The 18,717-nt window shown below is 53.8% G+C and carries 20 protein-coding genes and 1 riboswitch; of the genes, 5 read left to right on the top strand and 15 right to left on the bottom strand.

The window, feature by feature from the left end:
* Window positions 1–100 precede the first annotated feature (100 nt).
* Window positions 101–517 carry an Lrp/AsnC family transcriptional regulator gene (locus tag D3P08_RS16470; protein WP_119600800.1) on the bottom strand — a complete coding sequence of 139 codons (417 nt, stop codon included), beginning with the start codon at window positions 515–517 and terminating at the stop codon, window positions 101–103.
* 121 nt (window positions 518–638) lie between these two features.
* Between D3P08_RS16470 and D3P08_RS16465 the strand changes: the two genes are divergently transcribed.
* From D3P08_RS16465 to D3P08_RS16455, 3 genes are all read left to right on the top strand, one after another.
* The gene (locus D3P08_RS16465) at window positions 639–1,394 is read left to right on the top strand and encodes an MBL fold metallo-hydrolase (RefSeq protein ID WP_119600799.1); all 756 of its coding nucleotides are present in this window, start codon (window positions 639–641) and stop codon (window positions 1,392–1,394) included.
* Window positions 1,379–2,305: a DMT family transporter gene (locus D3P08_RS16460; RefSeq protein WP_119600798.1), complete on the top strand. Its 927-nt coding sequence runs from the start codon at window positions 1,379–1,381 to the stop codon at window positions 2,303–2,305. The genes D3P08_RS16465 and D3P08_RS16460 overlap by 16 nt, the downstream gene beginning before the upstream one ends.
* A 62-nt stretch (window positions 2,306–2,367) precedes the next feature.
* Window positions 2,368–2,772, top strand: coding sequence for a GNAT family N-acetyltransferase (locus D3P08_RS16455; RefSeq protein ID WP_240647580.1), 405 nt, complete (start codon window positions 2,368–2,370; stop codon window positions 2,770–2,772).
* Window positions 2,773–2,864: 92 nt separating this feature from the next.
* Here the strand turns inward: D3P08_RS16455 and D3P08_RS16450 are convergent, their stop codons facing one another.
* Together D3P08_RS16450 and D3P08_RS16445 are read right to left on the bottom strand one after the other, a co-directional pair.
* Complete coding sequence (locus D3P08_RS16450; protein WP_119600797.1) at window positions 2,865–4,214, bottom strand: ABC transporter permease; 1,350 nt, start codon at window positions 4,212–4,214, stop codon at window positions 2,865–2,867.
* Window positions 4,214–4,897: an ABC transporter ATP-binding protein gene (locus D3P08_RS16445; protein ID WP_119600796.1), complete on the bottom strand. Its 684-nt coding sequence runs from the start codon at window positions 4,895–4,897 to the stop codon at window positions 4,214–4,216. The genes D3P08_RS16450 and D3P08_RS16445 overlap by 1 nt, the downstream gene beginning before the upstream one ends.
* A gap of 289 nt (window positions 4,898–5,186) precedes the next feature.
* On the opposite strand from D3P08_RS16445, the gene D3P08_RS16440 reads away from it, so the two are divergent.
* The gene (locus D3P08_RS16440; RefSeq protein ID WP_119600795.1) at window positions 5,187–5,708 is read left to right on the top strand and encodes a GNAT family N-acetyltransferase; all 522 of its coding nucleotides are present in this window, start codon (window positions 5,187–5,189) and stop codon (window positions 5,706–5,708) included.
* Between the two features lie 306 nt (window positions 5,709–6,014).
* On the opposite strand, the gene rlmN is transcribed toward D3P08_RS16440, so the two are convergent.
* The 4 genes from rlmN to D3P08_RS16415 all read right to left on the bottom strand — a co-directional run bounded on the left by rlmN (window position 6,015) and on the right by D3P08_RS16415 (window position 9,578).
* A complete protein-coding gene (rlmN, locus tag D3P08_RS16430; RefSeq protein WP_119600793.1) occupies window positions 6,015–7,079 on the bottom strand; it encodes a dual-specificity RNA methyltransferase RlmN in 1,065 nt (354 codons plus the stop codon).
* Window positions 7,080–7,219: 140 nt separating this feature from the next.
* A complete protein-coding gene (locus D3P08_RS16425) occupies window positions 7,220–8,566 on the bottom strand; it encodes an SH3 domain-containing protein (protein WP_119600792.1) in 1,347 nt (448 codons plus the stop codon).
* A complete protein-coding gene (locus D3P08_RS16420) occupies window positions 8,553–9,098 on the bottom strand; it encodes an RNA polymerase sigma factor (protein WP_240647579.1) in 546 nt (181 codons plus the stop codon). Before D3P08_RS16420 ends, D3P08_RS16425 begins: the two co-directional genes overlap by 14 nt.
* A 108-nt stretch (window positions 9,099–9,206) precedes the next feature.
* Window positions 9,207–9,578, bottom strand: a complete 372-nt coding sequence (locus D3P08_RS16415; RefSeq protein ID WP_119600791.1) for an MmcQ/YjbR family DNA-binding protein — start codon at window positions 9,576–9,578, stop codon at window positions 9,207–9,209.
* A 96-nt stretch (window positions 9,579–9,674) separates the two neighbouring features.
* On the opposite strand from D3P08_RS16415, the gene D3P08_RS16410 reads away from it, so the two are divergent.
* On the top strand, window positions 9,675–10,196 hold the full coding sequence (locus tag D3P08_RS16410; protein WP_119600790.1) for a tubby C-terminal domain-like protein: 522 nt from the start codon (window positions 9,675–9,677) through the stop codon (window positions 10,194–10,196).
* A 52-nt stretch (window positions 10,197–10,248) separates the two neighbouring features.
* Here the strand turns inward: D3P08_RS16410 and D3P08_RS16405 are convergent, their stop codons facing one another.
* From D3P08_RS16405 to D3P08_RS16370, 8 genes are all read right to left on the bottom strand, one after another.
* Entirely contained in the window at window positions 10,249–11,715 is a 1,467-nt protein-coding gene (locus D3P08_RS16405) for a methyl-accepting chemotaxis protein (RefSeq protein ID WP_119600789.1), read from the bottom strand.
* A gap of 216 nt (window positions 11,716–11,931) precedes the next feature.
* A complete protein-coding gene (locus D3P08_RS16400; protein WP_119600788.1) occupies window positions 11,932–12,675 on the bottom strand; it encodes a Bax inhibitor-1/YccA family protein in 744 nt (247 codons plus the stop codon).
* Between the two features lie 195 nt (window positions 12,676–12,870).
* Window positions 12,871–14,142 carry a nucleobase:cation symporter-2 family protein gene (locus tag D3P08_RS16395; RefSeq protein ID WP_119600787.1) on the bottom strand — a complete coding sequence of 424 codons (1,272 nt, stop codon included), beginning with the start codon at window positions 14,140–14,142 and terminating at the stop codon, window positions 12,871–12,873.
* Between the two features lie 4 nt (window positions 14,143–14,146).
* The gene (locus tag D3P08_RS16390) at window positions 14,147–14,758 is read right to left on the bottom strand and encodes a xanthine phosphoribosyltransferase (RefSeq protein WP_119600786.1); all 612 of its coding nucleotides are present in this window, start codon (window positions 14,756–14,758) and stop codon (window positions 14,147–14,149) included.
* Between the two features lie 126 nt (window positions 14,759–14,884).
* Window positions 14,885–14,984, bottom strand: a riboswitch (purine riboswitch).
* A gap of 139 nt (window positions 14,985–15,123) precedes the next feature.
* Window positions 15,124–15,384 carry an HPr family phosphocarrier protein gene (locus tag D3P08_RS16385; protein WP_119600785.1) on the bottom strand — a complete coding sequence of 87 codons (261 nt, stop codon included), beginning with the start codon at window positions 15,382–15,384 and terminating at the stop codon, window positions 15,124–15,126.
* Window positions 15,381–17,123, bottom strand: coding sequence for a phosphoenolpyruvate--protein phosphotransferase (gene ptsP / locus D3P08_RS16380; RefSeq protein WP_119600784.1), 1,743 nt, complete (start codon window positions 17,121–17,123; stop codon window positions 15,381–15,383). The genes D3P08_RS16385 and ptsP overlap by 4 nt, the downstream gene beginning before the upstream one ends.
* The gene (locus D3P08_RS16375; protein WP_119600783.1) at window positions 17,123–18,283 is read right to left on the bottom strand and encodes a mannitol-1-phosphate 5-dehydrogenase; all 1,161 of its coding nucleotides are present in this window, start codon (window positions 18,281–18,283) and stop codon (window positions 17,123–17,125) included. The genes ptsP and D3P08_RS16375 overlap by 1 nt, the downstream gene beginning before the upstream one ends.
* The gene (locus tag D3P08_RS16370; RefSeq protein ID WP_119600782.1) at window positions 18,280–18,714 is read right to left on the bottom strand and encodes a PTS mannitol transporter subunit IIA; all 435 of its coding nucleotides are present in this window, start codon (window positions 18,712–18,714) and stop codon (window positions 18,280–18,282) included. Before D3P08_RS16370 ends, D3P08_RS16375 begins: the two co-directional genes overlap by 4 nt.
* Window positions 18,715–18,717: the final 3 nt, after the last annotated feature.

Raw genomic sequence — 18,717 nt, 5'->3', positions numbered from 1 at the left:
CAGCTTATTGACCAGAGTGGTCAATTTCATTGTAAACCTGTTGACCAGAGTGGTCAATAGGCAAATTGACGAGCCTGTCCTTATTGGATGAACCTGGAGTCTAGCCTTTCAACCGGCCAATTGAAGTGCTCACCTTATAGTTCCCGAAACGTACTAGCTCCTCCAGAAAATCGGACAGTCCGGCCGGATCGCGGTAACGCGCCTTCAGCCAATAGCAGCCTTCTCCTGTTACGCGGTGAAGCTCCGTTACCGCCGGCTCTGCTGCGGCCCATGCCCGAAACGCCGCATGGTCGCCCGACTTCAGAAAAACCGTAATAAGGGCCTCATACGGTTTCTCCAGCTTCGTCTCATCTATACGGACCGTGTAGCCGAGCAATACGCCGGTCTCTTCAAGCCGCGCGATCCGGTTCGCCACAGCCTGCCCTGTCATATGCACGCGCTCCCCGATCTCCTTCAGCTGCATTCTTGCATTCTCCTGCAAACATGCCAAGATGGCGTAATCCGTCTGATCCAACATCTCCAGCGCGACTCCTTTCACGAATCAAGTTGCTGCGCACATTCTCTTGATTCAAGCTATGTGCGGTTTCCGTTCTTCGCATTATAATCGGATTACATTCTAATTGAGAAGAGGTTAACCGATGAAAATCCAATTGATTCGCCATGCGACCCTGCTTATTGAAATCGGAGGCCGCAGGCTGCTGATCGATCCGATGTTTAGCCCGAAAGGCAGCTTCGACCCGACGCCGAGCATGCTCCCGCAGCTTCGCAACCCTACAGTAGATCTGCCAATGACGCTGGAGCAGCTTCCGCCGATCGACGCCGTCATCGTGACGCACCGGCATCCCGACCACTTTGATCAGGCGGCGGCTGAATGGCTTCCGAAGGATATTACGCTGCTGTGCCAGTCCGAGGATGCGGACGCATTCCGCAAGGAGGGCTTCGCCGCCGTTATGCCGCTTGAACTCCAATCCGCCGCAGCGCTATTGGACCTGCGTATCACTCGAACAGGGGGCCGCCATGGCCGGGGAGCAATCGGGCAAAAAATGGGGACCGTGTCCGGATTCGTGCTGGAATCTCAGCAAGAAACGCTGTATATCGCAGGCGACACCGTGTGGTGCGAGGAGGTCGGAGCCGCGCTTGACGCATTCCGCCCTAATGCGGCTGTACTGTTCGCAGGTGAGGCAAGGTTCCCAGCCGGCGGTCCAATAACGATGGGGATCAATGATATGATGGCCGTGCTGGAGCGCGCGCCGGAGACGAAAGTCGTCGTCGCACATTTGGAAGCGTGGAATCATTGCGGACTGACTCGAGCAGCGCTAAGAGAAGACATGCGGATAGAAGGCATGGCGGATCGCGTCGCCGTTCCGGAGGACGGGGAATGGGTCGCTCTATAAAGCTGTCTTCAAAAGGCTATGCCGCGGCTGCCCTGTCCGCCGCCGGCTTCGGCGCCATGGGCCTATTCGCGCAATCCGCCTATGCCGCAGGCTGGCCGCCCGAGCTGCTGCTTGCCGCCAGATTTTCGATAGCGGCCATCCTATTTTGGGCATTCATGCCGCTCTCGGGCGGCGGCTGGCGCGTCAGCCGGAAGACTCTTTTTCAATTGGCGGGAATGGGAATCGCCGGATACGCTCTGATGGCGCTCCTCCTGTTCTTCGCCTATCGTTTTATTCCGGTCGGCGCGGCAGTCACTGTCTTTTACACGTATCCGATATGGGTCAGCCTCTTGCACGCGCGCAAATCCCGCGCGAAGACGGGCGTTCTTCAGTACGCCCCGCCCGCCGTCTCCTTCATCGGGCTCGTTGTCATGTTCATGAGCAACTGGGAAAAAGCCGCTTCGGACCAAGCGCTGGGCTACTTCCTCGCTTTGTTCTGCTCGGTCGTTTACGCCCTCTACATTCTGGTCAGCGAACACGTTCTGAAGCAGTCGAGCGCTTACGTCAGTTCCGCCTACATTGCCGGCTTTGCCGCTATCCCGTTAATAGCGGTTGCTTGGATGACCGGAAGCCTGGACGGTCTAGCGGGCCCCGGCTCTTTACAGGCATGGGGAGCGGCCGGAGGTCTTGCCCTCTTCTCAACCTTCGGCGCCATCACCTTATTCGCTTACGGCGTCCGGCTGCTCGGACCGAACCGCGCATCTGTCATCAGCTACCTGGAGCCGATATTGGCAGCGGCGCTTAGCGCGGCGTTTCTGCAGCAATACTTAACTCCACAGCAGATTACCGGCGGCGTGATCGTCCTTGTCGGCGTCCTATTTATGCAACGGAAGGATGCTCGGACGCATGGTCTCAGGCCCGATATGGTATAATGAGCTTTATGAAAATAACGACAAACCGCTTACTGCTCGAGCCTTGCACACAAGAGAGTTTCATGAGGCACAAAGATCATTACAAGATGGGCCCGCACATCGCGGGTTATTTAGAGCAGCTAGCGTCAGACCCTGCCTTGCTCGGATGGGGAGTATGGCTCGTCATGAATCAAGTAGACGGTCAAGTCGTCGGAGACATCGGCTTCAAAGGCAAGCCGGTCGACCGGACGGTTGAAGTCGGCTACGGCATCTTGCCGTCGGCGCAAGGGAAAGGCGTCGCGACAGAAGCCGTGCGCGCGCTGCTGGATTGGGCTTTCGCCACCGGGCAGGTCGACGTCGTCAAAGCCGATTGCACGGACACGAACGGCGCTTCCATTCGGGTTCTGGAGAAGCTTGGCATGACGAGAACGGCCGCCAAGGATGGCATGCTTTATTGGGAGGTTAGTCGGCATATTAGCACACAATAAAGAAGATGACTTCGATTGTTCAAATCGCAAGTCATCTTCTTTACATTGTTATCGATAGACCGCTACCCTAATTTGACAGCGCCTCTCACCCTCTACACATCTCTGCGCAGCGCGCTGAGCACGTCAATGCGCGTGGCGCGGAGCGCCGGACGGTAGCCCGACAAGACTGCAACGCCGAGCGCGATCGCGCAGGAGAGCGCGGCCAGGTAAGGCGGAATGACGGAGAACAGGAAGCCTGACGGAACCTCCTCCTCCATGAATTGCTTAATGATGACCGGCAAGCCGGCATTCACCGCAACGGAGATCAGATAGGCGACAATCGTGCCGAGGATGGCGCCCATACATCCAATCATCGCGCTTTCGAGCAGGAAGAGCCTGCGGATGACCGAAGGATGCGCGCCGATCGCTTTCATGATGCCGATGTCCTGCGCCCTCTCCGTTACGGCCATCGTCATCGTATTGAAAATGCCGATGGAGGCGATCAATACGGCAATGGTGCCGACAAAAATCAGACCGATCTTCATAATTGCAAACATGAGATTGACCTGCTTCAGCTCATCCGCAATGGAGTGATTATAGAACCCTTTGTCCCGCAATGTCTCGACAATCCCCTTAACATTGGCGGCATGATCCGCAATAACCTGCACGTCGGAATAGCTCCGGCTCTCGGTCGGCTTCGGCATATTCGCAAGCGCCGCCTCGATTTGCTCCGCCGTCGGGTTCTCCACCTCGAAATAAGGCAGCTCGCCGTTCTGGGTGCCAGTCAAAGCTTCAAGCTGCTCGAGCATACTGACGCCGACATAAACGGTCTTATCCCGGTTCCATTCCTTTGTCGGTTTCTCCGTCACGCCGACGATGACAACCTCTATCGGCTGCGTTTTTTTCTCGCCGTCTTTATAATATCCCGCCTCAAGGGTCATCGTCTTATTCAGCCACTCCGAAGCGTCCTTGTATCCGCTAGGCGCTCCCTGTTCGTCCAGCTGCTCACGGATATGATAGCCGATAACCGCTTCATTGTCCTGCTGCGGCAAGCGGCCCGCGCTTAATGCGAAGCCCGCCTCCGCCTCCGCCTCGAAATCCACTTGAATCGTCCGGTCGCTGCCCACCTCTTCCCCATCCACCTTGGGGTTAAGCCATTGCCCGATATAATTGCGGTACGTAACGGCCTTAACGTTCGGGAGCTCGCGGAACATCGCAATATCTTCGGCATAGACGTTCGTATCTTTATGCATATCGGGATTTTTGCCGTAAATATCGACCGCCGTTACGAGACGGTCGCCGACAATGTTGTCCACCATGCTTTGCTGCAAGCCGAAGCCGACGGACGCCAGCACGATCAGAAACGTACAGCCCATTGCGGTAGCTAGTACGGTCATGAACAGTCTCGTTTTATTCTTCTTCATATTTTGCCGGACGAACCGGAGTTGATCGGAAAATTTCATTACACCAGCCCTCCTATTCTGCCGTCCTGCAATCGGATTGCCCGATGCGCGATCGACGCGACCTGTTCGTCATGCGTAATGATGACGAAGGTGATGCCGAGCTCATGATTGAGCTGCCGAATCATCGTCAGCAATATCTTTTCGTTCTCGCTGTCGAGGCTGCCTGACGGCTCGTCCGCAAGCACGATCGGCGGCTCGAGAATAAGCGAGCGGGCGACCGATACGCGCTGCTGCTGCCCCCCGGACAGCTCGCTTGGATAATGGCCCGCAAACTCGGCGATCCCGACCTGCTCCATCAATTGCATGACCTTTTTGCGGCGTTCGCCGCTTGCGACTCCCTTGAGCACAAGAGGGAGCTCCACGTTCTCATACGCCGTCATGCTTCCGATCAATTGAAAGCTCTGAAAAATGAAGCCGTAATTCGCAAGCCGGAAATTCGCCCATTCTCCCTCGTCCAGCTTCGTCACTGTCTTCCCGGCCACCTTGATCTCCCCGGAGGAAGGCCGGATATAGCCGGACATAAGATTCAGCAGCGTCGACTTGCCGGAGCCGGACCGGCCCACGATTGCGACAATCTCCCCTTTTTCTACGCGCAGATGAATATCATGAAGGACGGGAACCACGCGCTCTTTTCCGCGTTTCCCGATTTTAAACTGATGATTGACTCCAGCCAGCTCAATCATGCGTCTCCCACCTCTCTTTTTTTCGCTTCGCTTTCTTTCTCGATACCCACTATAACAAGCAAACCATAAGCGACTTTAAAGAAAATCTTAAGTTTAGCTGTAGAAAGTCCTAGGTTTGCATAGAAAGAAGAAAGATGGGAGCCTATCGATCTTTTTCCGGGGAAAGCGCTTGTCCTTGCGGGGTTGACTATATGGTTTACGAGGCCTTTGAAACGATTCCAATCTGGCGTAAAATGGAATAACTAGCGTAATCGTCATCTGCTGTCAGTAAGAGGAGAGGGAATTTGTTATGATCGTTCAACTGAATCATTCGAATAAGAAGGATTACAACAAGTCAAACGACGGCTTTATGGTAACGGGAAGGCTGCTGCCGCGCTACGAAAACGGCAACTGGACGTATAGGGAGGAGACCTATTCCGAGCCGTACTTCAAAGAGTATGAGTTGGAAGAGGTCGATACCAGCTACATTGGGGGAACAGACAAGGCCGTTTATTTGTATTACGTCGGCGGCTGCTGCGTGGGACAGATTCGGCTTCGCGGGAATTGGAACGGCTTTGCGATGATTGAAGACATTTGCGTAGCCCGGGACTGGAGACAAAAGGGCGTCGGGTCGGCGTTGCTGGATAAAGCCGAGGAGTGGGCCAGGCAAAAAGGCTATCTCGGACTCATGCTGGAGACGCAGGACGTGAATGTTTCCGCCTGCCGTTTCTATGCGAAAAACGGTTTTGTTATCGGAGCGGTCGATACGATGCTCTATTCGAATTTTTCGACGGCCGATGAGATCGCGATCTATTGGTATCGCAGATTTTAGCTTTGCAGCTTGCATAGGGTGGTGGTCCTTATTCAAAATCTAGCGAATAAACTCGTGCATGTGCTCGTCTTTTCAGCCATCTATTCTATTTTGCTTCTCCTATTCAAACTGCTGGCTGGGAACTGGCGGCTCCCCAATTTTGCGATGACCAATGTGCTTCATATGGCGGTTATCGTAATTCTAGGCATAATTTCTTTTATTCTTACCGTTACGTTAATCAAGAAGAGCAGGGGCCGGGACCAATAAAACAAAAAACCTAAGGTTAGGATTGACTCCTAACCAAAGGCTTTTTCGTACGCTCCGCTTTTATTCATTCGCCGCCCGCATTTGTTTGCTGCGCAATTGTCCGCATGCGGCGTCGATATCCGTGCCGTGCTCCAGACGGACGCTGACGCTGATGCCTTGCTTCTTAAGCGCGTCATAGAACGCCCGGATTGACTCTTGCTCGCTGCGCTGGTACTGGCTGTGCTCATCCACCGGATTGTACGGAATCAGATTGACGTTAACCAGCTTGCTGCGGCTCCTCATCAGCTCCGCCAGCTCAAGCGCGTGCTCGACGCCGTCGTTAACGCCTTTGAGCAAAATATATTCGATCGTCATCCGCCGATTCGTCGTTTCGAGGTAATAATCAATGGCTTCCATCAGCTTCTCGATCGGAATCGCCTTGTTAATCTTCATGATGCGGGTACGGAGCTCATTGTTCGGCGCATGAAGCGATACGGCCAGATTCACGTTCAGATCGCTGTCCGCGAATTCCTTGATCTTGCCCGCCAGGCCGCTCGTCGACACGGTAATGTGGCGCGCGCCGATAGCGAGTCCCTTGTGATCCTTCACCACCCGGATGAAATCGCTCATGTTCTGGAAGTTATCGAACGGCTCGCCGATGCCCATCACTACGATATGGCTGACACGTTCCCCAGCGCCCAACGCATCCAAGTGCAGCTGAACCCGCATTAGCTGCTCCACGATTTCGCCGCCGGACAAGTCGCGGCTCTTCGCGATCAGACCGCTTGCGCAGAAGCTGCAGCCGATATTGCAGCCGACTTGTGTCGTGACGCAGACCGATAGGCCAAATTTATGCCGCATCAGCACCGTTTCAATCAGATTGCCGTCGTACAGCTTGAACAGGAACTTGATCGTGCCGTCCTTCGATTCCTGCTTCACATGCTCCGACATCGTGCTGATCGTAAAATGCTCCTTCAACAAAGCTGTGCAAGTCTCGTTGACTTCGCTCATGTCCTCGAAGGAGGCGACGCGCTTCCGGTACAAGTACTCCCATACCTGCTGCGCCCGGCCCTTCCGGTGCCCGCGCTCCGCCAGCCACGCCGTTAATTGATCTAAAGTGAATCCATAGATGGATGGTTTGTTCATGCTTGTTCCTCTTTCCACAGTCGCCGTATTCCCCCGCAGCCCCATGAAGGAGCCGCATAATCTGACTTCTATTGTCCCAAAAACGCCAAGGGAATACAAGGGGCGCGCGGATTACGAATACGTGCGCGCGCCTCTGCAATCTATTGCATCGGCATCCAAGCGACTTTCCAAATGCCGTCTGCGTTTCTGACGAGGCGAAATCCTTTCGTATCTTCGGGCGATCCTCCATTTACAGGCGTTATGCGAATGAGCGCCTCATCTCCGTCGATTTCCTCCTTCACGCTATAGCCCATCTTCAGCTTCTCCCACAGCTGTAAGGTCCGTTCTCTTTCGGCCGGGTCGCGCGAGAGATCGTTCGTATAGGTTTCATAGTCAGGCAGCTCGTATCCGTCATCCTTCATGTACAGCGCATAGACCGTCTCAGCATCATTCAATTCCTGCGCATAAACATAATATTGAAACACATCCAGCGGCTTCAGGAGACGAAGCTGCTCGTCGTCCTTGATCTGCGAATAGGCCTCGAACTCTCTAACTTCCGATGGAGTCAGCAGCCAATTTGATGCAGTAGCAGGTAAGAATGGATTAGGGACAAAATCTTGGTACAGAATGAATCCTGTAAACCCTCCGGCCGATTGGATCTGATACGTCTGACCCTCCAGCTTCTCCTTCAGATAAATGACATCGTCGGCCGGCAGCTCCGCAGGGATCATTTTCCCTTCATAAACATCAGCCCCCGGCCGAAGCTTGCCCTCCGTCGCCTTCGCGGGGTCCCAAGCGGCCAGCTCCGATCTTTTCACCCACTTCTCGCCCTCGTACGGCTGGTCGTAGGTTATCATATCAAAGCACACCCAGTCCTCGTATTCCTTTGTCACCTTTACGACTTTGCCGGCATGCAGCGTAAAGCCCGAAGGCTCCGCCTCCTCCGGATGCATGCGGAACTTCAAGGGCTCGCCCACGAGCAGCACGTAAGGCTCGACCGTTTGGACGGTACGTTCCCCGGCGTCCTTCGTCAAATACCATTCATACACGTAACCTTCGCGGCCGTCCGCTTCGATCAGAACGAAGCCGCTTTCTGCCGCTCCCTTTTTCTTGACAGCCATGCCGGGCATGACCGTGAATGCGGGCGGCTCCATCGTATGGTACTCCGGTGCGGGATAAGCCCCCGTCTCTCCTTTGACGTAATACACCTGCGATTCCGGCTCCTCTGTCGGAGGAGGTTCAGACACTGGCGGGAGCGTAACATCCGGACTTGCCGCCGGCGCGTTCGTCTGGCTTCCGAACCATGCGGGCTGCTGCGTATAGATAACGAAGAACAGAATCAAAACGGCCGCGAAGCCCGCCGCGTAATGCCAGCCCTTGACGAGCCGGCCCGCTGTCCCGCTGCGCGCCTGCCGCAAAATATCGTCCATCCTCTCATCCGTGAACGTGCGCTCTCGAAACGGCCCCTGCTTCATGCGATCATACCAATCCGGCTTATGCTCGTTCATAGACGGATCCTCCCTTCCAGGCCTCTGCCGCTTTTCGCCTTGCTCGTGACAGCCGCGACTTTACCGTTCCTATCGCAAGCCCGGTCAGCTCCGCCATTTCCTGAAGCGTCATCTCGTATTTGGCGTCAAGCACAAGCAGCTCGCGGTATTTGGCCGGCAGCTCCATAACCACTTCCCATATTTCGTCCACGAACCGGTTGCTCAGCGCCTCCGCCTCCGCCGAAGGCGACAGTCCCTGACGTTCAACGCGCCCGACAGGAATCACTTTGCGAATAAAAGCCGTTCTTCGGTAATTGAATGCGCAGTTTCGCGTTATGGCGAACAGCCAAGTCTGAATAGACGACTCGCCCCGGAAGCCGTTCGGACTTCGGAAAACTTTGAGAAACGCCTCTTGGGAAATATCGTCCGCCCAGTCCGCCCGCTTCGTAAGAAAATACGCGTAATTCCATACGTCCTGGCCGTATCCCTTCATCAGCTCGCTTAACTGCTCCGGGGTGAACCGCTCGACATATTTCCAGTATCCCTGCTCCACTTGATCACCTCTACCGATTAGACACAAGACGCGGCGGTTAAGTTCCCCTTTTGCCAAAAAAAATCTTTGTACAGCTTCCGCCCCCGCTCCGGTCTCCCCATCCTGCGGTTACGCCCACATATCGCCATTTGCGAGCTTCGCCCGCTGGGCTTTGGTCAAGCTTTTGGCGACTAGATCATAGGACTGATCGATCATCGCCTCAAGCTCTGCGGTCGGAACCGTTCCGTCAATCGTTACCGTATTCCAATGTTTTTTGTTCAGGTGGTAGCCAGGCTTCACGGCTTCATACTGCATGCGCAGCAGCTCCGCCATATGCGGCTCGCACTTCAGCGAAATGTTCGCAATGCCGTCGTTTACTCCGATTAAAGCGAACATTTTACCCTCTACCTTCATAACGAGCGGTTCAGGACCGAACGGGTAATCCTCTACCGCCCCTCTATGCTTCAAGCAGTATTGCGCCAGCTGTTCTTTTGATTTCATTACACACAAGCCTCCAATTCCTTATTACTGGATTATAAATACAAGCCTTCTATAATAAAGATGATACCTAAAAAACTTCCTGAAAGGAGCATCGTTGTGCAAAAATATACTTACTCTCCTCCTAAAGTGAAAGCCTCGACTAAACTCGTTCCTGTCATAGATGGTCAGAATCGTGCAGTCTGCTCGTTTAAAAGAGTATACAACCATTTTTTTGAGAGACTTGCGGACTCGTTGTTAGGCTTTGATTATGTTGTGCAATTGGATGTCTTGTCCAGCGACGGAAGGCTGCGGTTTCGAGGCAAAAAGCTGCCGAGGTGGGGGAGGACACAATATGAAATCACCGATTGCAGCAGCAATGAGACGTATCGCATCACCTACAAATCTTGGCAGGCTGTGGCTCCCGAGTTTCGCATCACATCGAATTCCGGAGAATATAGCGTAAAGAAAGAGCCTATGGGTTGGGCAGCATTTTACGACCAGGGCGTAGAAGCGGCAAGATGGAAGATGAAAACAACGGAGATGTTTAAAACCTATCTGGAAATCGACGACCATTGCCCGATTCAAGAGCCGGCCTTTTTTGTTTGTCTGTTTCAATGTCTTTTTTATATCGGCAAGTAAAAAGAAGAGCAGGCAGCCCGGGCTTTCGAGCTTCTACTCTTCTTTTTTGCGTCTATTCGAGCAGACGTTTGACGGCTTGATCCGTCTCTTTGATCCGGTCGATAATTTCGCCGTTCTTTACAAGCAGCGTCTCCACCGTTGCGGACAACTCCTGCAGCGTAGCCATAGACTGCTCGCTGACCGACGCAAAGCTTTGCGTCTCTTTCTCGATTTCGTTCGAGGAGCTGCGGATCGTTCGCATCATCTCGTCGATATTGGAAACGGTGCCCGTCAGCTGCTCGACGGAAGCGTTAATGCCGGAGAAGGCGTCGCGCGTTTCTTTGGTCAGCTCGGTGCCTTCCTGCATCTTGGACGCAATATCGACCATTAAGCTGGAAGTAGCGCCCGCCTGCTTCTCCATGGAGGCGAGGTTCCCGGAAATACGCTCAGCCGCATTGCCCGACAGCTCGGCCAGCTTGCGAATCTCCCCGGCTACAACCGCAAAACCTCTGCCGCTCTCGCCGGCCCGCGCCGCTTCGATGCTTGCGTTAAGCGACAGAAGGTTCGTCTGCGTCGCGATCTCTTGGATCGAGATGCTGAATCCGGAAGCCTCTTGAATCGTCGCATTCAGCTTGCGGATATCATCGGCCATCGTCTCGATATTGGACTGGAACATCGTAATCGCCTCATAAAGACGGCTCACCTTGTCGCTGCCGGCCGTGGAGTTCTCATTCGCGTTGTCGGACTCCTGCTTCAACAGCTCAAGCGATTCCATCAGCCGACTAATCATCCTGTTGGTTTCTTGGACCGCTTCTGTAATTTGGGTTGTGGAATCGACCTGTTCGCCGGCGCCGATCGCAATTTCCCGGAACGCGATGTTCATCTGATCGAAGGATTGGCCATTCTCGTCGCCGGCTTTGCTTAGCAAGCTCATATTGCTTGAGATGACTTCAACCTCTTGAATCAGCTTCTCCTGCTGCTCTGTGACCTGATTGCTAATATAAGCGATATCATTCGTGCTATCCTCCATATCACGGAACAGATACCGGGAGCTCCGAATCATCGAGAAGAGCACAATAACGATAATACCGAAGTAGATAAAGACGGTTTCAATCGAACCCGGGACAGCCACTTTAAGAGCTGTAAACAATAAAGTCATTTCAGTGGCGGCAAGAACTACACCAAATATAAAGGGCTGCATCCGCATATATACGACGGAGATGGCAAGCAAGTAATATATGCCAAAGATCGCATCGAACGTTGGCGTTTGAATCGTGGTCACCAACGTTGCAGCAAACGATAGACCGATCGCTAGATAAGGAAAAAAGCCCGTTAACTTGCGAGCGTAATGAAGATAACCGAGTATCCCCACAGTTGCTACTTCCGTAATAATCATAACGATGTTAGCGCTTGTCATATTGCTCGCGCTAAAGGCGAGTACCGTAATAACGGCCAATAGATTAACGGCGGTAATGGCCTTAAAAACAAGTCCATTTTTGCGATGCAGGTCTTTCAGCATAAACTCACTAAATGTGCTCATGAAATGGCCTCCTCGTATTCATTCCTTTATTCATTCGACAGCATTCAGCAAATACCTACATTCCTCGCGGTCACTTCCGTATTTTTAAAATGATTTTGTCGAATTCCCTTAATTCTCCAAAAAGCCGATTTATCCATAAAAAAAGAGCACGGGATTGCTCCCATGCTCTCGTTCTGCACATTGTATTTTGCGGTCGATTCACTCGGTTTGACGCGATTAATCGCGGCTAGCCAGCTTGGATAGAAGGCGAAGCATCTCGATGTACAGCCATACCAGGGTAACCATCAGGCCGAATGCGCCGTACCATTCCATATACTTCGGAGCGCCTTGCTCAGCGCCGGATTCGATAAAGTCGAAGTCAAGCACCAGATTAAGCGCCGCAATAATAACGATCACGAGCGAGATGCCGATGCCGATCCAGTTGCTCTCATGCAGATAAGGGATCTCCATGCCGAAAAACCCAAGGATCATGCTCACTAGATACATGAGCGCGATGCCGGCGGTAGCCGCGAACACGCCAAGTCTGAAGTTTTTCGTCGCTTGAATCAGCCTGAACTTGTAAGCGACGAGCAGCGCTACGAACACACACATCGTCAGCAGGGCCGCTTGCATCGTGATGCCGTTAAACCGCGCTTCGTAATTAGCCGATAACGCGCCTAAGAACAACCCTTCGCAAGCTGCGTAGATGGGAACAAGGAAAGGCGCAGCCGTAGGCTTAAAGCTGATAATAAGCGCCAATACGAAACCCGCGATTGCGCCGCCGATCATAAATCCGAACACATTGGCTTCCTGGTTCATATACATCGACCACGTAACGAATGCCGCGCCCAGCAAAATGGCGAGCATAATGAACGATTTGTTCACCGTTCCTTCAATCGTCATGCGCTCTCCGGAGGAGATGTGGCCTGTCCTCTGGAACGTGTTTTCTTTTAAGGTAGGATTACCGCTGCGTCCTAGCACGCAAAAATCACCTCTTCTATAAGATTGACATTATCGTACCATATTCTCCGAGCTTATACATCATTATAATGCAAACCATGGGAATTTTATGAAGCTTGTTCCCTGTTTTTTCACGTCATTATTACGCTGAACCCTATAAAGCTATTTCTAGCTAAAAAAAAAAAGAGATGGGCGGCCATCTCCTCTTTCCTCGTTCTAGTTCTCTTCCGTTTTTTTCTCAGGCAAGATCAAGTTAAGCACAATCGCCGTCAGCGATCCTGTCACGATGCCGCTTTGCAGAAGCATTTTCGCGAAATCCGGAAGCTGGTCGAAGATTTGCGGCACGGTAGCCGAGCCGACGCCGATCGCAATACTGCACGCGACGATCAGCAGGTTCCGTTCCTTGCGCAAGTCGACTCCCGAGAGGATGTTAAAGCCGGACACCGCCACGGAGCCGAACATCACAATCATCGCGCCGCCAAGCACCGCGCTTGGAATCACGGTCGTAACCGCCGCAAGCTTCGGCAGCAAGCCTAGGATGACCATAATGCCGCCAGCCGCAAAGATGACGTCGCGCGATTTCACTTTCGTCAGCGTGATGAGGCCGACATTTTGCGAGAAAGCCGTGTAAGGGAAGGCGTTAAAAATACCGCCAAGCGTAATGGCAACGCCTTCGGAGCGCAGGCCGTTTACAATCTGCCGCTGCTCGACCTTCTGGTCCGTCGCTTTGCCTACCGCGAAATAAACGCCTGTCGACTCTACCATGCTGACGATGTTAACCAAAATCATCGTCACGATGGCCGTGATGCTAATCTGCGGCGTTCCGAAATAGAACGGCTCCGCGATGCTGAAAATAGACGCTTTAGCAACGCCAGAGAAATCGACAATCCCCATGAAATAGCCGGCTGCCGTACCGACGGCCAAGCCGATCAATACGGAGATTGCGCGCAGGAAACCTTTTGCCAGACGATTCACGACCAAAATAACGATAAGCGTAATAAGAGCCAGAAGCAGATTGCGAGGCTGTCCGAAATCCGGCGCGCCTTGGCCTCCTGCAACATTGTTCATCGCAACGGGAATAAGGGATAACCCGATAATGGTAACGACGGTGCCGGTAACGATCGTCGGGAAGAAGCGCAAAATCTTGCCATACAACGGAGCGGCTAAAATAACGAATATACCTGAAATAATGATCGCTCCGTAGACGGTAGCCAAATTAGAGGCTAACCCTATGGCAATAATCGGCCCGACAGCCGTAAACGTACAGCCTAGAACAACCGGAAGCTTGCTGCCGAAATATTTGCCGCCCCACACCTGAAGAATCGTGGCGATACCGCAGGTGAACAGGTCGGCTGCGATCAAATACGCCATCTGCGTCTCGTTCAAATGCAAGGCCGCGCCGACGATCAACGGCACGACAACCGCGCCGGCGTACATCGCGAGCACATGCTGGAAGCCTAAGGCGACAACTTTTTGTTTGCTTAACATGCTGCTACACTCTCTCCTTCACAAGTTGTTTAATCTGGCTGTCTTCTTCGGCGAATTGCACCTCGCCCGGCTTCATCGATACGATGCGGGCCAGCGAGTGAATGCGAACCCCTTTCGCTTCCAATAGGCCGCGGCCTTCCTGGAAGCTCTTCTCGATGACCGCGCCGACGCCGACAAGCTCAGCGCCGGATTCCCGGACGATGTCGACAAGGCCGACCAAAGCGGCTCCCGTCGCGAGGAAATCGTCTACGATCAAGACGCGTTCCCCCGGACCAAGATAACGCTGGTCTACGGTCACTTGATACGTCTCCCCGCGGGTGAAGGAATGAACCTGCGCGGTATACACCTTGTCCGATTGCGTCACCGCTTTTTTCTTCTTCGCGTATACGAAAGGAACGCCAAGCGCAATACCTGCGGCCATCGCGAATTGAATGCCGCTCGCTTCGATCGTGAGCACCTTCGTGATCCGTTCCCCGGCGAAGACGCGAGCGAACTCCCTTCCCGTCGCAAGCGCCAGCTCCGTATCCACCTGATGGTTCAGGAACGAGTCCACCTTCAGCACCTTGTCCGACAGGATTGCCCCTTCTTGCCTAATGCGATCCTCTAATTGCTTCATTTTGCTGTCTGCCTCCTCTGAAAATAAAAAGGACAGGCCTCCTTGAGCTCATTTCTCTCAAGTGAGGCCTGTCCGTTAAGGAATATATTCCCTTTCGCACAACGCGCGGCGAATACGTGGTTCTCTGTCGCATCCGCACTCACTCATAGTCGGATGAATAGGTCATCCGGTAGAAACTTATGGGCCATCTCCCCAAAATTATATGAGTTTATTCGATTATATTTATGTATTGTTACACAGCTTCACGCTTTGTTTCAAGACCTTTTCTATGCCAATTTTTCAAAATTCGACAAAAAAAGACTCGCATCCACCGCTTACGGAGCAGGATGCGAGTCTATTTATTCATTAGCTCTTATAATCGCGGCTTATTCGTGAATCTGCACCAGCAGCGCGCCAAGCGTCTGCATCGCTTCTTCCTCGTTCTCTCCGTCAATCTCCAGCGTAACCTCGTCATTCATCTTGACGCCGAGCGTCAGCATGCTGAGCGAGCTTTTGCCGTTCGCTTTTTTGCCGTTGCACATCACCGTGATTTTGCATGGAAATTTGCTTGCGGCTTCAACGAACGTTTTAATCGGGCGCACATGCAGTCCCGTTGGATTCAGTACCGTATACGTATTGGATATCATGATTGCTTTCCCCCTTGTAGTTGCTCTTGCGCGTAAGATTGCACCTCGCGCTGTCCGCCTAACGTCAACGCGTGCTTGGCATGGCTTTGCCATTTGGCATAGCTCAGATTGCCGATCATTTCACGTGTTTGCAGAATCGTGCCCGCGCTCATGCTGAATTCATGGAGCCCGAGACCGAGCAGCAGCGGAACCGCATTCGGATCCCCCGCCATTTCGCCGCACATGCCGACCCACTTGCCCTCCTGCCGAGCCGCCTCGATGACCATACGGATCAGGCGAAGGATCGACGGATGGGAAGGCTGGTACAAATACGATACGGTTTCGTTCATCCGGTCCGCCGCCATCGTATATTGAATCAAATCGTTGGTGCCGATGCTGAAGAAATCGACATGCGGCGCGAACAGATCGGCGGAAATCGCCGCTGATGGGATTTCGATCATCATGCCGATCTCGATCGAGTCGCTAACCTCCGCGCCCGCTTGAATCAGGCTTTGCTTCTCCTCCTCGAGGATGCGCTTCGCCTCCAGCAGCTCCTCGCGAACGGCGATCATCGGGAACATGATTTTCAAATTGCCGAAGCGGCTTGCCCGCAGCAAGGCCCGCAGCTGCGTGCGGAACAATTCTTCGTTCGCCAGGCAGAGGCGCAGGGCCCGCTGACCAAGAAACGGATTGCTTTCCTTCGGCAAATCCATGTACGGCAATTCCTTGTCGCCGCCGATGTCCAGCGTCCGGATTACCACCGGCTTGCCTTCCATCTTCTCCAGCACGTATTTATAGCTTTGGAACTGCTCCTCCTCGGTCGGAAGGGTCGCGCGGCCCATATACAGAAACTCTGTACGGAACAGGCCGATGCCCTCCGCTCCGTTGTCGAGCGCCTTCTGCACATCCTCCAGATTGCCGATATTGGCCGCCAGCTCCACGCGATGACCGTCCTCCGAGACGGACGGTTTGTTCACCCATGCCGCAAGTTCAGCTTTGCGCTTGTCGTAAACGGCTTTCTTCGTCTGGAATGCCGCGAGCGCGTCGGCGTCCGGGCTTATCCATACCTTGCCTTCCGTCGCGTCCATTACGATCAAATCGCCGGATTGGATCGCGGAGATGCCTTCTCCAACGCCTACAATAGCCGGAACGTCCAGCGAACGCGCCATAATCGCGGAATGCGATGTCCGGCTTCCGATCTCCGTAATGAAGCCGCGGACGGCATCCAGATTAAGCTGCGCCGTATCGGAAGGCGTTAAATCGCGGGCGATAATGACACACTCTTCCTGAAGCTGTCCCAGATCGCCGCCCTTCACGCCTCTTAAGCTGTTCATGATACGGCCTCGAATGTCGCGTATATCCGTTGCGCGAGCGCGCAACGTCTCGTCTTCCAGCTCGCTGAGCATCACGATGAACGATTGCGACACTTCGTACAACGCGTATTCCGCGTTCACGGAATCCCCTTCGATCAAGTCGATCACGGCGTCAATGAGCTCGGGATCTTCGAGCAGCATCAGATGCCCCTCGAATATTTCGGCCTTCTCCTTCCCGAGCTTCTGCTCCGTAGACTCTCGAATACTCTCGATCTGAGCCTTCGCGTCTTCAACAGCGGCACGGAATCGCGCCGTCTCCTGCTCGGCTGAAGCGACTTGCGCCTTCTCCGGTATATATTCTTCCGATTCGAGCAGGACGGCGCGCGCGATCGCAATGCCGGGCGATGCCGCAATGCCCTTCAAGTTATGCTCTGTTATGCGGTTCATCACTTACCCTCCTGTTCCTGCCGAATGCGGTCGTATTCCTTCACGATGGCTGCATGCAGCGGATGATCCGTCTGCAGGCCGGTATATTTCGCTATTGTCGCGGACACGCCTTGCTCGCGAATGGCTTGCTGCAGCTCTGCGGCTTCCGGATCATCCTTACTGTCGAAGAACAACGCCGCCGCAACGGCCATTGTCAAAGCCGGCGTCTCAATATCCAGCTCGTATGCAAGCGTCATAGGACGGACCAGTCTGTCGCTTGGCGATATTTTGCGGATGGGAGAACGACCGACCCGGGAGACCTCATCAATCAGATAAGGATTGCGGAAACGCTCCAATATTTTTTCGATATACCGTTTGTGCTCTTCCGGATCGAACCCGTGCACGCGGACAATCGTCTTTCCCGTCTCCTCGAGCGCTTTCCGCACGATGGCGACAACGGCCTCATCCTGCATCGCAAGCTGAATCGTGTCATGGCCCTTCAAATATCCGAAATAAGCGGCGCAGCAATGGCCGGTATTTACGGTGAACAGCTTCCGTTCAATATAAGGCTCCAAGCGGTCGACGAAATGCACGCCTTGCAAGTGCGGGAAATCCGCCGGCAGCGCGCTGCGGTCGACAACCCATTCGTAGAACGGCTCCACTGTAACCTGAAGCGGATCTTCATTCTGCTGAAGCGGCACGATTCGGTCTACGGCCGCATCCGGAAATGCTGCCGCTCTCTCCGCTTGTTCCCGGAGCCCGGGATCCAGCTTCTCGAGCACATGCCCCTTCAGAATGGTGCTGCCTCCGATGGCGTTTTCGCATGCGATGACGACAAGAGGCTTTTGGCCGGCAGCTAATCTGCGTTTGATGCCTTCGGCAATATTGCCCGCCAAATAAGGCAGCGCGCCGACGCCAACCGCCGTCGTCACAATATCCGCTTCGGCGATCGCGTCAATTACCTTATCCGCATCGCGGCCATTAATGGCGGACACGCCTTGCACTTCTGTCGTTTCGCCGGCTTCGCTTGCGAGCGCCACCTTGAACGATTTGCGTTCGTTGATGAGATTGACGCGCTCCTCATTGACGTCGACAAACTTCACTTCATATCCCGATTGCGAGAGCAGCAGGCCGATAAACCCTAGCCCAATATTGCCCGCTCCGAAATGAACGGCGATCATAGGTCCATCCCCTCTTCGAAGATGGCGATCAGCTCCTCTTCCGATTTCGAAGCGAGAATCCGCTGCATGTCTTCATCCTCCGACACAAGCACAGCCACGCTCGACAGCACCTCCATGTGCTCGTCGCCTACGGCCGCAAGTCCGATGACGAGATAAGCCGTCTCTCCGCCGAAGTCCACGCCGTCCGGCACGACTAGCACCGACATGCCAGTCGATTGAATAAGCGGCTTCGAGTCATTCGTGCCGTGCGGCATCGCAAGCCCCGCCCCCAGGTATGTCGAGGAGACCTGCTCCCGCTCCACCATTTTGTCCACATACGCCTGCGGCACGTGGCCTGCCTGAACGAGCAGATCGCCGGCCATCCGGATCGCCTCGAATTTATCATTCACCTTTACGTTCAATTTCACTTTATCTTTTGTCAAAATGCTCATGGT

Origin of the sequence: Paenibacillus nanensis (assembly GCF_003583765.1) — a bacterium.
GTDB lineage: Bacteria > Bacillota > Bacilli > Paenibacillales > Paenibacillaceae > Pristimantibacillus > Pristimantibacillus nanensis.
This window is presented reverse-complemented; position numbering and strand designations above follow the sequence as displayed.

What these genes read in the sequence shown, in the direction of transcription:
- D3P08_RS16470 (WP_119600800.1), bottom strand. Translation starts at nt 517, where the DNA reads ATGTTGGATCAGACGGATTACGCCATCTTGGCATGTTTGCAGGAGAAT.
- D3P08_RS16465 (WP_119600799.1), top strand. Translation starts at nt 639, where the DNA reads ATGAAAATCCAATTGATTCGCCATGCGACCCTGCTTATTGAAATCGGA.
- D3P08_RS16460 (WP_119600798.1), top strand. Translation starts at nt 1,379, where the DNA reads ATGGGTCGCTCTATAAAGCTGTCTTCAAAAGGCTATGCCGCGGCTGCC.
- D3P08_RS16455 (WP_240647580.1), top strand. Translation starts at nt 2,368, where the DNA reads ATGAGGCACAAAGATCATTACAAGATGGGCCCGCACATCGCGGGTTAT.
- D3P08_RS16450 (WP_119600797.1), bottom strand. Translation starts at nt 4,214, where the DNA reads ATGAAATTTTCCGATCAACTCCGGTTCGTCCGGCAAAATATGAAGAAG.
- D3P08_RS16445 (WP_119600796.1), bottom strand. Translation starts at nt 4,897, where the DNA reads ATGATTGAGCTGGCTGGAGTCAATCATCAGTTTAAAATCGGGAAACGC.
- D3P08_RS16440 (WP_119600795.1), top strand. Translation starts at nt 5,187, where the DNA reads ATGATCGTTCAACTGAATCATTCGAATAAGAAGGATTACAACAAGTCA.
- rlmN (WP_119600793.1), bottom strand. Translation starts at nt 7,079, where the DNA reads ATGAACAAACCATCCATCTATGGATTCACTTTAGATCAATTAACGGCG.
- D3P08_RS16425 (WP_119600792.1), bottom strand. Translation starts at nt 8,566, where the DNA reads ATGAACGAGCATAAGCCGGATTGGTATGATCGCATGAAGCAGGGGCCG.
- D3P08_RS16415 (WP_119600791.1), bottom strand. Translation starts at nt 9,578, where the DNA reads ATGAAATCAAAAGAACAGCTGGCGCAATACTGCTTGAAGCATAGAGGG.
- D3P08_RS16405 (WP_119600789.1), bottom strand. Translation starts at nt 11,715, where the DNA reads ATGAGCACATTTAGTGAGTTTATGCTGAAAGACCTGCATCGCAAAAAT.
- D3P08_RS16395 (WP_119600787.1), bottom strand. Translation starts at nt 14,142, where the DNA reads ATGTTAAGCAAACAAAAAGTTGTCGCCTTAGGCTTCCAGCATGTGCTC.
- D3P08_RS16390 (WP_119600786.1), bottom strand. Translation starts at nt 14,758, where the DNA reads ATGAAGCAATTAGAGGATCGCATTAGGCAAGAAGGGGCAATCCTGTCG.
- D3P08_RS16385 (WP_119600785.1), bottom strand. Translation starts at nt 15,384, where the DNA reads ATGATATCCAATACGTATACGGTACTGAATCCAACGGGACTGCATGTG.
- ptsP (WP_119600784.1), bottom strand. Translation starts at nt 17,123, where the DNA reads ATGAACCGCATAACAGAGCATAACTTGAAGGGCATTGCGGCATCGCCC.
- D3P08_RS16375 (WP_119600783.1), bottom strand. Translation starts at nt 18,283, where the DNA reads ATGATCGCCGTTCATTTCGGAGCGGGCAATATTGGGCTAGGGTTTATC.
- D3P08_RS16370 (WP_119600782.1), bottom strand. Translation starts at nt 18,714, where the DNA reads ATGAGCATTTTGACAAAAGATAAAGTGAAATTGAACGTAAAGGTGAAT.